Here is a 12,028-nt window from a genome sequence, read left to right on the forward strand (position 1 = left end):
ATGAGGCTTCAGCCGAACGATCCGCGCGGATCACAAGGTCGAGCAGGTCCGCGTCACGGTTGATCGATACCTGCTGTACCTCGCGGGGACCTACGTGCTTGCCTGTCCGGCTCGTTCGTCAGCGCGGCCACGCGCTTCGGACCGGGAAGACGGTCACGCGACGGGGGCGGATCGCCGTGCGAGATCCAGCGCGATGTCCGTGATCATGTCTTCCTGGCCGCCGACCATCTTGCGCCGGCCGACCTCCACGAGAATCGAGCGGGTGTCGAGTCCGTACCGCTCGGCGGCGATCTCGGCGTGGCGCAGGAAGCTGGAGTACACGCCCGCGTACCCGAGGGTGAGAGTCTCGCGGTCGACGCGCACCTCGCGGTCCTGCAGGGGACGGACCAGGTCGTCGGCGGCGTCCATCAGCGGGAACAGTTCGCAGCCGTGCTTCCATCCGTGGATGTCCGCGACGGCGATGAACGCCTCGAGCGGGCAGTTTCCGGCGCCCGCACCCTGCCCGGCGAGGGACGCGTCGACGCGTATCGCGCCGCTCTCCACGGCCACCACGCTGTTCGCGACGCCGAGGGCGAGGTTGTGATGGGCGTGGATGCCCATTTCCGTCGCGGGGTCGAGGACGTCGCGGTAGGCCCGGAAGCGTGCGCGGACGTCGTCCATGGTCAGGCGCCCACCCGAGTCGGTGACGTACACGCAGGTGGCACCGTAGGACTCCATCAGCGCGGCCTGGCGGGCCAGTTCGGCGGGTTCGACCATGTGGGACATCATCAGGAACCCGGCGACGTCCATCCCCAGCTCCCGCGCGGCGGCGATGTGCTGGGCCGAGATGTCGGCCTCGGTGCAGTGGGTGGCGATCCGCACCGAGCGGATGCCGAGCCGGTGTGCCTGCTTGAGGTCGTGGACCGTCCCGATGCCGGGCAGCAGCAGCGTGGTGGGGATCGCCTGCTGCGCGGCGCCGGTGACGGCCTCGATCCATTCCCAGTCGGTATGGGCGCCGACGCCGTAGGTGAGGGAGGAGCCGGACAGGCCGTCGCCGTGTGCGATCTCGATCGCGGCGACGCCCGCCGAGTCCAGTGCGGCGGCGATGGAGCGGGCCTGTTCGACGGAGTAGCGGTGCCGCACCGCGTGCATGCCGTCCCGCAGGGTCACGTCCTGGATGTAGAGATTGCTGGTCACTTGGCCTGCACCTCCTGCTTGTGGTGGGCCGCGATGCGCTCCGCGGTGCGCAGCGCGGCGGAGGTCATGATGTCGAGGTTGCCCGCGTAGGCGGGCAGGTAGTGAGCGGCTCCCTCCACTTCCAGGAAGACGGAGACCTTCCAGGCCGTGGCGTCGCGCTCGCTCTCCGGGAGCAGGCCGCGCTGGGGGTCGTCGGCCGGCACCTGGTCGAACTGCACATCCTGCTTGAGCCGGTAGCCCGGCACGTACTCCCGGACCGTGCGTTCCATGGTGCGAACGGCCTCGCGCACCTTGCCGGTGTCGCAGTCGGAGACGAGGCAGTAGACCGTGTCCCGCATGATCAGCGGAGGCTCGGCCGGGTTGAGGACGATGATGGCTTTGCCGCGGGCCACGCCGCCGACCTTCTCGATGGCGGCCGAGGTGGTCTCGGTGAACTCGTCGATGTTGGCGCGGGTGCCGGGGCCCGCCGAGCGGGAGGAGATCGACGCGACGATCTCGCCGTAGTGGACCGGGGTGACCGAGCTGACGGCGGCGACGATCGGAATGGTGGCCTGGCCTCCGCAGGTGACCATGTTGACGTTGGGCGCGGAGAGGTGTTCGGTGCCGTTGACCGGGGGGACCACGTAGGGACCGACGGCCGCCGGGGTGAGGTCGATCAGGGTGCGGCCCAGCGGGCGGAGGACCTCCTCATGGCGCCGGTGGGCACCGGCGGAGGTCGCGTCGAAGACGATCTCGACGTCCTCGAACTCGGGCATCCTGACGAGCCCGTCGATCCCCTCGTGGGTGGTGGCGACCTTGAGGCGCCGGGCGCGCGCCAGGCCGTCCGACGCCGGGTCGATACCGGCCATGGCGACGATCTGCAGGGTCTCCGACAGCCGCAGCACCTTGATCATGAGGTCGGTGCCGATGTTGCCGGAGCCGATGACGGCGACTTTGGTGGTCACTGGGCAGCTCCTTCGGGGGCGAAACGGACGCGGACGGAGCCGAGTCCTGAGATGCGGGCCTCGAACCGGTCCCCGGGAGCGGCCGGGACCATCGGCCCCAGGGCCCCGGTGAGGATCACGTCGCCCGCCTTGAGCGCGTCCCCCCTCTCGGCCAGCGTCGCGGCCAGCCACACCGCGGCGTTGAGGGGGCCGTCCAGGCAGTCGGCGCCGGTGCCCGACGAGACGTTCTCCTCGCCGCGCAGCAGCGTCATGGTCACCTGCCGCAGATCGACGGCGGTGAGCGGGACGGGGGTGTTGCCGAGGACGAAGAGTCCGCTGGAGGCGTTGTCGGCGACGGTGTCGGTGAAGGTGATGTCCCAGTCGGCGATCCGGCTGTCGACGATCTCCAGGGCGGGCAGGGCGAAGTCGGTGGCGCGGATGATGTCCGCGATGTTGGGCTCCGTGAGGTCCAGGTCGGTGCCGAGCACCAGCGCGACCTCCGCCTCGACCTTCGGCTGGAGCAGCCGGCCGGCGGGGACGCTGCCGTTGTCCGGTACGGCCATGTCCGACAGCAGGGCGCCGAAGTCGGGCTGGTCCACGCCCAGTTGTGCCTGTACGGCGGGAGAGGTCAGCCCGATCTTGCGTCCGACGATCCGGCGGCCGGCGGCCAGCTTCCGCTGCACGTTGAGTCGCTGCACCGCGTACGCCGCGTCGACGTCGTGGACGGGAAGCCGGTCGCGCACCGGCGGCACCGGTTTGCCGGACCGCTCGGCCTCGGCCAGCAGGTCGGCGGCCTCGCGGACCGCGGGGGTGTTCATGGCGGACAACCTCCGGGGGGATGGAGCTGGGGTCGGGGAAGGAGGGGTGGTTCGATGAGGCAGGTATAGACGGCGGGCCGCCGGAGGCCAAGGAACGTTCCGCCACATGGAACATGCGGGCCTGGACCAGCCCTTCCGTGTCAGGCTGGAGACGTGACAAGGAACGACTTCGTGCAGGGCAGCATGCTCGACAGGGCCGTGGGGCTACTGGACTGCTTCCGCCCCGAAGGCGGCAGGCGACGTCTGTCCGAGCTGGCTGCCGGCACCGGACTGGCCAAGAGCACCGTGCACCGGCTCGCCGCCGACCTGGTGCGCCTGGGGCTGCTGGAGCGTGTCGGGCAGGAGTACCAGCTCGGCGGTCTGCTCTTCGACCTCGGCGGTCTGGTGCCGCGCCGCCGGGATCTGCGGGAGGTCGCGCTGCCGTTCCTGCAGGACCTGTACGAGGCGACCCGGGAGACGGTCCACCTGGGCGTCCGCGAAGACCGGTCCGTCGTCTACCTGGAACGCATCCACGGCCACGAAAAGCTCCCCCTGCCCTCCAGGGTGGGTGGCTCCCTGCCCCTGAGCTGCACCGGTGTGGGGAAGGCACTGCTCGCGTTCTCCCCGCGCGAAGAGACCGACGACCTGCTGGCCGGCCCGCTGCCCCGGCTCACTCCTCACTCGGTGACCGATCCCGTCCGGCTGCGCGTACTGCTGGACCAGGCCCGGCTGGCGGGCCTGGCCTACGAGGAGCAGGAAGCGGTGGTCGGCGTGAACTGCGTGGCGTCCCCCGTCTTCGCCGCGGACGGCACGGTGGTCGCCGCCGTCTCGGTGGCCGTGCCGGTGACTCGCTGGTATCCGGCCCAGCTCGGCACCGCGGTGCGCACTGCGGCGCTGGGTCTGACCCGGGCACTTCGCTGACGGTGTCACGGCGCGACCCGCCCCGCGGGCCCGGCGCCGCGGTCTGCCCGGTGCGATCCGGTCACGGTGACGAGCGCGCCGTCATCACGCCGAATCCGGCGATGTACTCCTTGATCGGACGGTAGAAGGAGTACGTCACCTCGTAGGGGCCCGCGGCACCGAGAGCCGCGAAGGCGGCGACCCAGGTACGTACCTCGTGGGAGGAGTTGCCGGCCTCTTCGGCCATACGCGCGGGGTTCATGGCGTCGATCGGGGACAAGTCGCCGGAGGCGAGGACGGCCATCAGCGCCCGGTCCCACGCGGGGTTGAGGTCCTGGATCGTGGCGGTGCCCGCCGCGAACGCCTTCGCGGTGTCGATGACGCGCTGCTGGCGCAGATCGCGGGCCGCGGCCGTGGGGTGCCTGCCGTTGAGGAGCATGGCGCGGGCGGTGTCGTCGGCGGTGGCCCACTGGGGCACCGGCGGATCGTGGGAGAGGCCGCCGGAGCCGACGACGAGGACCCGTTCGTCGGACAGACCCGCCAGGAACGCGCCGATCGCCTCACCGAGCCGGCGGACGCGGCGCATGGGCACGAACGGCTGCGCGACACCGTTGACGAAGACGGGAATGGTGGGAACGGCGTCGATGCCTCCGAAGAGGATCTCCAGCGGCTGGACCGCCCCGTGGTCCACCTCCATGCGGCGCGAGACGGCGACGTCCAGGTCGTGATCGGCCAGCCACTGAGCCAGGTCCTCCGCCCGTTCGCCCGGCACGTCGAGGGGGCCTTCGGCGGTGCCGTAGTCCCCGACTCCGACCGCCGCACAGCCGACGCAGAACGGTGGCATCAGATCGTGGAAGAACCCGTTGTAGTGGTCGGGGGCGAACGACACCACGAGGGTCGGTTCGTAGTCCCGTACGAATGCCCGCGCCTGGTCGAACGCGCCCTCGACGGCGTCGGCCACCTCTGCGGGCGGATCGGCGAACTCGAGCAGCGGGCTGTGCGACATGGTGACGAGGGCGAGACTCATCCTCGGTCTCCTTCCCGGGTGAGAGATGCCGCGGTGGCGACTGCGGCAAGGGCTCGTGGGGCCTGGGCGGCGAGGGACGCGGCCGCCACGAAGCGGTCGGGGCGCAGGACGACCAGGCCACAGGCGCGAAGGTCGAACCAATCCTTGAGGGCCCCGGTGAGGTCTCCGACCACGGTGACCGGCGCCGGGGAATCGGCGTGGCGTTTCTCCGCCCAGGCACGCTGCGGCTCGGGCATGAAGGAGACGAGCTTGATGCGATGGCGGCGGACCAGGTCGAGGTCGGCCGCGGAGAGGTGCGCCGTCGGGTCGGTGCCCCAGGTCGCGAGCGTCCACCAGTCGCCGATGACCTCGTCGAGCAGGGTGTCCGCGGCGTCCGCGGTGGAGACCCGCGGCTGGATGAACTGCAGCCCGACCGGCGAGGTGCCGCCCGCGGAGTCGGTGAAGGGGGCCAGCCGGCCACGTTTGAATCCGGCGTCCGCTCTGCCGGGTGTCAGCGTCACCTGATCGACCACGACGCCCGTGGCGTAGCGCGGCATGGGCTTGAAGCGCAGTTCGGTGAAGTACGACTTCCACTTCGGTACGAGGTTGAGCGCGGCGGCGGACACGTCCCGGAGCCGGCCTCCGACGTGGCCCATCTTCATCACGGTACCGGCCGCCATGTTCACGTCGATCATGTCGGAGGCATGCTTGCGGCGCTCCGCGGTGTAGGTGTCGAGGAGGGACTCGTCGGCTTCGCCCCGCAGGACGGCGGTGAGCTTCCAGGCCAGGTTGGTGGCGTCACGGATGCCGGAGTTCCAGCCCTGGCCGAGCCAGACCGGCATCAGGTGGGCGGCGTCTCCCGCGATGAAGACGCGGCCCTTGCGGAAGTCGGTGGCCACCCGGCCGTGATGGGTGAAGGTCCGCTGGTTGATGATGTTCAGCGCGGCCGGGTCGGGCACATGCCGGGCGAGCAGGGAATGCATGAAGGCGGGGTCGTCGACCAGCTCGGTGGGCTCGTCGTCGCGGAGCATGAACTCCCAGCGCCGAACGCCCTGGGGAAGGCCGATCGACACGTACGGCCGGCGCGGGTCGGCGCCGAGGTAGACGGACGGGGTGCCGACGGGGTCGTTCTCGACGTCGATGACCACCCAGCGGGTGGAGGGCGATCTGCCTTCGAACCCCACGCCCATCCACTTGCGGGTGAAGGAACCGCCGCCCTCGCATCCGACGACATAACGGGCGGCGAAGGAGACCGTCCTACTGGCACCGCCGTCCGGGTCCAGCTGTTCGGCGCCGACCACGACACGGTCACCGTGGTCCTTGATGTCGACGACCCGGTGCCCGTAGTGGAGCGCGGTCTTCGGGAAGCGGGAGAGTCCGGTGGCGAGTTCCCTGTCGACGAGCGGCTGGATGAAGCCGTGCTTTCGGGGGTGGCCGAATTCCTGCGTCTGCGGGTCATTGGTGGCCAGCACTTGTCCCCGGCCGTTCACGAGGCGCACCACGTGGTGGGGGACGGTGAAGGGCCGTACCTTCTCCCACAGTCCTGCCGTGACCAGTGTGCGGATCGACTCGTCGTCGAGCCCCACGCCCCGCGGGTAGTCGATGAGTTCGTGGCGGGCCTCCAGCACGGTGGCCGCCTGGCCGCGTGCCCCGAGCAGGTTCGCGAGCGTGAGGCCGACCGGCCCCGCTCCGATGACGACGACGTCGGTGTCGTAAGTGTTCATGGCGGTGCCCGGATCAGTTGTGCGTCAGGAAGTCGACGACAAGCCGGTTGAACTCCTCGGCGTGCTCGATCATCGCCCAGTGACCGCAGCGGTTGAGCAGGACCAGCCGGGAGTTGGGAATGTTGGCCAGCAGCCAGAGACTGGTCTCGTAGTGCAGGACCCGGTCGTCCTTGCCGTGGATCAGCAGGGTCGGCGTCTGGATGCCCGGGATGGCGTCGCGGTCCACCCTGACCGGGATCGGGGCCCCGTGGGCGAGGCCCTCGACGTAGTTGCGCAGATGGTCGGGGCGGGCGAGCGCGGCCTCGGAACGGGCCCGGGTCAACTCCGGTGTCGCGAACCGGTCCTTGTCGAAGGTCATGATCTCCACGAGCGCCTTCATGTTCTCGGGACTCGCGTCCTTGTACGCCTTGACGAGGACCTTCAGTCCCTCGCTCGGGCCGTCGCCCGCTCCGAAGAGGGAAGCGGGACCGCGCCCGAGCGACGCCCCCATCGTCACGAGATGGGTGATGCGCGCGGGGTGCAGAGTGGCGAATCGGATGGCGGTGTGCGCACCCATCGAGTTGCCGACCAGGGCCGCCGTGGGGAGCCCGAGCGCGTCCAGGAACTCCACGAGGGTCGCGTCGTGGTCCATGTCCTTGGTCGCCTGAGCGTCGGAGTCGCCCCAGCCGGGCATGTCCGGGGCGAGAACGTGGAAGCCGGCGCCGGCGATCGCGTCGATGTTGCCCGCGAAGTTCGACCAGCCCGTGGCGCCGGGGCCCGAGCCGTGCAGGAGCACGACCGGCGTGGCGCCGGGTAGGCCGGCCTCGTAGTAGCGCATCCGGAGGCCGGACGGGAGGGCGATGTCGCGGGATGCGGCTTCTTTGCTCAGTGACATGACCTACAGACCTTCTCGTGCACTATATGCACGCTAGTGCTTGATAATTGCACAGCGAACTTCATGGAACGCTCAGGTCAGGAGAATGTCAACAGTCGACCGAGGCCGGCCGGAGCCGTCGCGAGCCGGACGGGCCTCAGCCGAGGATGTCGGCGCGCACCCGTGCGGCCGCCGCCACGAGCGCCGGGCCGGCACCCTCGGCGGTCTCGGGGCGGTACGTGATGAGATTCAGGCAGGCGGGTGGAAGGCCCTCGACCGAGATCGGGGCCGCCACCCCGTACGCCCCGGGTTCGACCTCGCCGAAGGTCGACGCGAAGCCCCGTTCACGCGCCTCGGTGACGTTCGCGGCCTCCCCGGGCGAGGCCGACTGGGCGGCCAGCAGCGCGACACCGGCGGAGCCCCGGCCGAGGGGATGGCGACTGCCGGTCTTGAAGCTGAACACGTACGACGCACCGGGCGGCTCGACCACGGACAGCGCGACCGCCTGGCTGCCCTCGATCACCAGCAGCGAGACCGTGGCGCCGAGTTCGGCCGCCAGGTCGTGCATGACAGGTTCCGCGGCCGACCGCAGCGTGGCCTGGATTCCCGTGGCGAGGGCGGCGAGCCCGGCACCGGTGCGATAGCGGCCGTCGCCGCCGCGGGTGACGAGGTGGAACTCCGCGAGCGTGGACAGCAGGCGCGAGGCGATGGACCGGTGGACATCCAGCCGGGCGGCGACTTCCTGGATGCTGAGGCCGTCGCCGGCCATGCTGACGAGTTGCAGAACGCGCAGACCACGAGCGAGCGTCTGCGTTCCGGCGGCGCGAGGTGAATCCGTCACGCTGCGAAGCCTAGAGCCGCAGGCGCGGGCATGCCGAGCCGGTCACACCCCCAGCGCCTCTTTGCCGACGCTCGGCGATCACGGGAGGCCGGAGGTCGCGGGGTTCGCCGACGCGACGCCGTCGGGGACGTCCACGCCGAGGAACGCGCACAATGGCTGCCAGCCCTGCGCGGCCTCGTAGCCGAGTAGCCGGTCGGCCGGTGCCTTCTCCCGCGCTCTCCGGTTGCGCGCGGTGCACGCGGCGACGACATGCTCCCTGTCGTCGAGCCGGCCGCCGAAGGTACCCGTGGTGATGCGCCGCACCAGTGCCAGGTGCTCGCGGAACTCCGGCGAGGGATGGTCGTGCGCGGCGGTGTCCGTGCTCCCGGTGGTACTGGCGCGGGGAGCCGGGCCCGCCACAGTCTGCGGCAGGTCGACGGAGAGCGAGCCAGCCGCGTCGGTCACCACGTCCGTCTCACCGACCACCTCGTCCAGCGCGCCGATCACCTGAGCCCGGATCCACCGGCTTGATTCCGGAGTGAGCGTTCCGGGGTTGTCCTGGCGGTCGGCGAGTGCGACGGAGCGCTTCAGCCGGCGAGCTGGGCATTGGGGCGAAAGCGCTCAGCCGTAGTCGCCCGCGCGAGAGGGCTGCCCTCACGGGCCGAAGGCGGAGATGCCCGGCGTCGGGTCGAGCGCGAGAGCGAGCAGCACGGGTCAGTTGCGGCGGCCGTCGTACCGCAGCGCCGGTCGGCGCAGGATCTCGCCGAGCCAGTCGATGGTGAAGGCCGCCAGGTCCTCAACCGGTCCGGTACGCTCACGCGGCACGATGTCCGGGCGCTCCTGCGTGAACGCGAAGTTGCAGATGTGTAGTTCAGTGCACCGCACGGTGTCCGCCTCCAGGGAGGCACCGAGCGCGAGAAAGTGTGATCGCTGATGGCTGAGGTCCACCACTAGGCGCATCTCATCGTGCTCCGTGGTGTTGCCATCCTCATCGGGTTCGTCGCGGGGGAAGAACAGCACGAAAGTGTCGCTGGGCGGGCAGGGCCAATCCTGGGCGCCCTCCCGGACCAGGCGCAGGAACTCGCGCTGGAACGGGTCACAGTTCTCCGGGACTTTGTCGTGTTCGTCGAACTCAAACCAGAGCGGGTCCATGGCAGGGCTTCGGCGTAGTCGCATGGCGTCCGGTTCGTGATCATCCGAGGCCGAGGAGCGCGAGGGGGCGGCGAGGGTTGCGGGCGTTGCGGCGGAGGCTGGCCGCGATGTTCTTATCTCCGGCCATGCGGAGGGCTCCGATGGCGAGGTTGCGCCAGGTGGCCATCGTGCGGGGCGCGTTGCCGGTCCGCAGCTGGGAGGCGTCCTCGGCGAAGGTGGTGTCGCGGACATGGTGCAGGGCCTCGGTCTTCCAGTGGCTGCGGACGAGTTCGGCGAGCTGGGCCGCGGTGGCCTGCTCGGCGGTCAGGCTGGTGACGGCGTAGACCGTCTTGACGGTGGTCTTGCCGGTCTTGCGGTCGGTGCGCCGGCGCTTGATCTGGACGGCTTGGCGGGCTCCGGGAAAGAGGAGGCTGTTCACGGTGGCGGCCTTGATCCGGCGGATCTCGGAGCGGCCGTGGCCGATGCCCCGGGTGCGTCCCTGCAGTGGGATGTCCTTCCAGGGAAGGGACTTGAGCTGTCGGCGCAGCTTCTTCTGGTTGCCCTTGACGATCACGATGTAGTGGGCGCCCCGGCCGAGGAGGTAGTCGGCATGCTCGCGCTGGGTGTGCATCGCGTCGCTGGTGACCACGACCCCGGTCAGGCCAGGGACGGTGTCCAGCGGCTGGAAGCACGTGATCTCGTTGGTCTTCTCGCCGACATCCAGCTGAGCCAGGACCAGGCCGGTGGCGTGCTCCAGTGCGGCGAGCAGGTGGATCTTGCGGCCCTTCGCCTTGGTCGCGCCGCGCAGGCTCTTGCCGTCCACTGCGAGGCCGCGCAGCCCGGGAGTTTTCGGGCGGCGGTCGGCGAGCCAGCGTCCGACGGCTCGGTCCAGCGCGTCGCCGTCGACGCGGGCCAGCAGCCGGCGGACCGTGGTCTCAGCGGGCAGGACCCGCCTGGGCAGAAGCGGATCGGGATGAGCACCGACCTGTTCCAGCACGTGCGCCGGGGCATCGGCGATCCACTCGCCGACCGCCAGCAGCGAGGTCGCTCCGGCCAGCACCGCGCACGCGGTGAGAGCGAGCACGACGGCCAGACGTTGGCGCACCCCGCGTGGGTCACGCGGGTCCGGCACCCCGGCCAGCCGCTCCAGCAGGCCCGGGACTTCCTCGGGTCCAACCTGCGGATTCTCGCGCAGTTGGTCAAGGGCAGGCGGGATCAGAGAGGATGCGTTGGCAGGCACGGTCTTCCACTTGGATCACGGGGCGTAGAGAACTCCATGATCTTGGGAGCCCTTGCCTGTCAACTCCCGGATGACTGCCCAGTCGGCGGATCGTCACGAACCGGACGTCCGTGCGGCAACGCTGAAGCCTGCCGTGAGCCGCCCTGCTAGGGCAATCGCCTGAGCCACAACCCGGCAAGGCCGTAGGCGAAAGCCGACACAGCAAGTCCCGCGAGGACCGTAGCGGTGTACGCCCAGGCGGGCAGCGTCTGCCTGAAGAACCCGAACGTGACGTCGCGAGTGATGAGGAATGCTGCGACGGCGGCGAACGTCGCACCCGCTGACTGCCGGGTCCAACGTCCCGGCTTCGGCGCGACGCGGCCATCCGGGCGAGGAGCAAGAGGTTCTGTCACTCGTCACTTGTACCGGTCCCGATACGACTCATCAATGGCAGCCGGCCCAAGCCCGCACGCGGCAGGGCTTCGGCGCCGTCGCACGATCACGAACCGGACATCCTGCGACTATGCCGAAGCCCTGGGGTTCATGGGCGTCATCGTAGGGTCCGGCAGCCCTGCCGTTTCGACGGGGTTTCGACGCGGTGACCCGTTGGTCCAGGCGGGAACGACCATGTGGCGAGAACCGGACTCTTCCCCTTTTCCGCGGCCACTGCCCAACCTCATTTGGCGCTGGCTGCCCAGCTCCTCTGTCGTCTAAAACTGCCGATCATCGTTGACACCTGGGTCTCTCATCACTAGGAGATCCACATGTCGAAGACACCCCCGCTCGATCGCGAGGCCAAGCGACGCCTGGCCGTCATACGCCATGTCGAAGAGGTCACCGGTAACGTCGCCATGAGTTGCCGGTACTTCGGCATCAGCCGGCAGGCGTACTACATCTGGTACCGCCGCTACCAGGCCGAGGGCATCGAAGGGCTGCGCACTCGCTCGAAGGCGCCCAAGCACAGCCCGAACGCCACGCACGTTGAGGTCGTCGGTAAAATCATCTATCTCCGGCAGAACTACCACTTCGGGCCCGAGAAGATCGCGATGTACCTCAAGCGGTATCACGACGTCACGATCAGCAAGTCGGGCGTGTGGCGGATCCTCAACCGGCTGGACATGGGTCGCCTGCCGGCCTCCCAGCGCTACAGGCGCCACGACCGCCGGTGGAAGCGCTACGAGAAGCAGCTGCCCGGCCACCGCGTGCAGATCGACGTTAAGTTCATCGAACCGCTCGCCTCCATGCCTCAAGGTCGGCGCGGCGGCCGCAACAAGTACTACCAGTTCACGGCGATCGACGACTGCACCCGGCTGCGCGTCCTGAAGATCTATCCGACGCTCAACCAGGCCACTGCCATCCAGTTCGTCGACTACGTCCTGCAGAGGCTGCCGTTCCAGGTGGAGGTGATCCAGACGGACAACGGAGCCGAGTTCCAGTCCGCCTTCCACTTCCACGTGCTCGACAAAGGCATCGGCCACG

At 69.7% G+C, this 12,028-nt stretch carries 11 protein-coding genes and 1 pseudogene; 2 read left to right on the forward strand and 10 right to left on the reverse strand.

Going from position 1 to position 12,028, the window contains the following annotated elements; genetic code table 11:
* Positions 1–153 precede the first annotated feature (153 nt).
* The 3 genes from dmpG to mhpD are packed head-to-tail and all read right to left on the reverse strand — an operon-like array spanning position 154 to position 2,917.
* Positions 154–1,131 carry a 4-hydroxy-2-oxovalerate aldolase gene (gene dmpG, locus AB0P24_RS28375; RefSeq protein ID WP_365798906.1) on the reverse strand — a complete coding sequence of 326 codons (978 nt, stop codon included), beginning with the start codon at positions 1,129–1,131 and terminating at the stop codon, positions 154–156.
* Between the two features lie 41 nt (positions 1,132–1,172).
* Positions 1,173–2,120, reverse strand: coding sequence for an acetaldehyde dehydrogenase (acetylating) (locus tag AB0P24_RS28380; RefSeq protein ID WP_365798808.1), 948 nt, complete (start codon positions 2,118–2,120; stop codon positions 1,173–1,175).
* Positions 2,117–2,917, reverse strand: coding sequence for a 2-keto-4-pentenoate hydratase (gene mhpD / locus AB0P24_RS28385; protein ID WP_365798810.1), 801 nt, complete (start codon positions 2,915–2,917; stop codon positions 2,117–2,119). The genes AB0P24_RS28380 and mhpD overlap by 4 nt, the downstream gene beginning before the upstream one ends.
* Before the next feature lie 183 nt (positions 2,918–3,100).
* Here mhpD and AB0P24_RS28390 point away from each other — a divergent pair, with 183 nt between their 5' ends.
* Positions 3,101–3,817, forward strand: a complete 717-nt coding sequence (locus AB0P24_RS28390; protein WP_365798908.1) for an IclR family transcriptional regulator — start codon at positions 3,101–3,103, stop codon at positions 3,815–3,817.
* A 61-nt stretch (positions 3,818–3,878) separates the two neighbouring features.
* Here AB0P24_RS28390 and AB0P24_RS28395 read toward each other — a convergent pair whose 3' ends face one another.
* From AB0P24_RS28395 to AB0P24_RS28425, 7 genes are all read right to left on the reverse strand, one after another.
* Positions 3,879–4,823 carry a 3-carboxyethylcatechol 2,3-dioxygenase gene (locus AB0P24_RS28395; protein ID WP_365798812.1) on the reverse strand — a complete coding sequence of 315 codons (945 nt, stop codon included), beginning with the start codon at positions 4,821–4,823 and terminating at the stop codon, positions 3,879–3,881.
* Positions 4,820–6,526 (reverse strand): bifunctional 3-(3-hydroxy-phenyl)propionate/3-hydroxycinnamic acid hydroxylase, encoded by a 1,707-nt coding sequence (locus AB0P24_RS28400; protein WP_365798814.1) that lies wholly within the window; start codon positions 6,524–6,526, stop codon positions 4,820–4,822. The genes AB0P24_RS28395 and AB0P24_RS28400 overlap by 4 nt, the downstream gene beginning before the upstream one ends.
* A 13-nt stretch (positions 6,527–6,539) precedes the next feature.
* On the reverse strand, positions 6,540–7,400 hold the full coding sequence (locus tag AB0P24_RS28405; RefSeq protein WP_365798816.1) for an alpha/beta hydrolase: 861 nt from the start codon (positions 7,398–7,400) through the stop codon (positions 6,540–6,542).
* Positions 7,401–7,536: 136 nt separating this feature from the next.
* On the reverse strand, positions 7,537–8,220 hold the full coding sequence (locus AB0P24_RS28410; protein WP_365798818.1) for a helix-turn-helix domain-containing protein: 684 nt from the start codon (positions 8,218–8,220) through the stop codon (positions 7,537–7,539).
* Positions 8,221–8,298: 78 nt separating this feature from the next.
* Positions 8,299–8,532: a sulfotransferase gene (locus tag AB0P24_RS28415; protein WP_365798910.1), complete on the reverse strand. Its 234-nt coding sequence runs from the start codon at positions 8,530–8,532 to the stop codon at positions 8,299–8,301.
* A gap of 381 nt (positions 8,533–8,913) precedes the next feature.
* Positions 8,914–9,351, reverse strand: a complete 438-nt coding sequence (locus tag AB0P24_RS28420; protein ID WP_365798820.1) for a hypothetical protein — start codon at positions 9,349–9,351, stop codon at positions 8,914–8,916.
* 40 nt (positions 9,352–9,391) lie between these two features.
* Positions 9,392–10,570 carry an ISAs1 family transposase gene (locus AB0P24_RS28425; protein WP_365798822.1) on the reverse strand — a complete coding sequence of 393 codons (1,179 nt, stop codon included), beginning with the start codon at positions 10,568–10,570 and terminating at the stop codon, positions 9,392–9,394.
* 830 nt (positions 10,571–11,400) lie between these two features.
* Between AB0P24_RS28425 and AB0P24_RS28430 the strand changes: the two are divergent.
* Positions 11,401–11,991: pseudogene (locus AB0P24_RS28430) on the forward strand (helix-turn-helix domain-containing protein); the annotation flags it as partial.
* Positions 11,992–12,028: the final 37 nt, after the last annotated feature.

Source organism: Streptomyces sp. NPDC086519 (assembly GCF_040686075.1).
Classification (GTDB): Bacteria; Actinomycetota; Actinomycetes; order Streptomycetales; family Streptomycetaceae; genus Streptomyces; species Streptomyces shenzhenensis.

Excerpts from the sequence above, each read along its gene's own strand:
- dmpG (WP_365798906.1), bottom strand. The coding sequence starts at position 1,131 with ATGCACGCGGTGCGGCACCGCTACTCCGTCGAACAGGCCCGCTCCATC.
- mhpD (WP_365798810.1), bottom strand. The coding sequence starts at position 2,917 with ATGAACACCCCCGCGGTCCGCGAGGCCGCCGACCTGCTGGCCGAGGCC.
- AB0P24_RS28390 (WP_365798908.1), top strand. The coding sequence starts at position 3,101 with ATGCTCGACAGGGCCGTGGGGCTACTGGACTGCTTCCGCCCCGAAGGC.
- AB0P24_RS28395 (WP_365798812.1), bottom strand. The coding sequence starts at position 4,823 with ATGAGTCTCGCCCTCGTCACCATGTCGCACAGCCCGCTGCTCGAGTTC.
- AB0P24_RS28400 (WP_365798814.1), bottom strand. The coding sequence starts at position 6,526 with ATGAACACTTACGACACCGACGTCGTCGTCATCGGAGCGGGGCCGGTC.
- AB0P24_RS28405 (WP_365798816.1), bottom strand. The coding sequence starts at position 7,400 with ATGTCACTGAGCAAAGAAGCCGCATCCCGCGACATCGCCCTCCCGTCC.
- AB0P24_RS28420 (WP_365798820.1), bottom strand. The coding sequence starts at position 9,351 with ATGGACCCGCTCTGGTTTGAGTTCGACGAACACGACAAAGTCCCGGAG.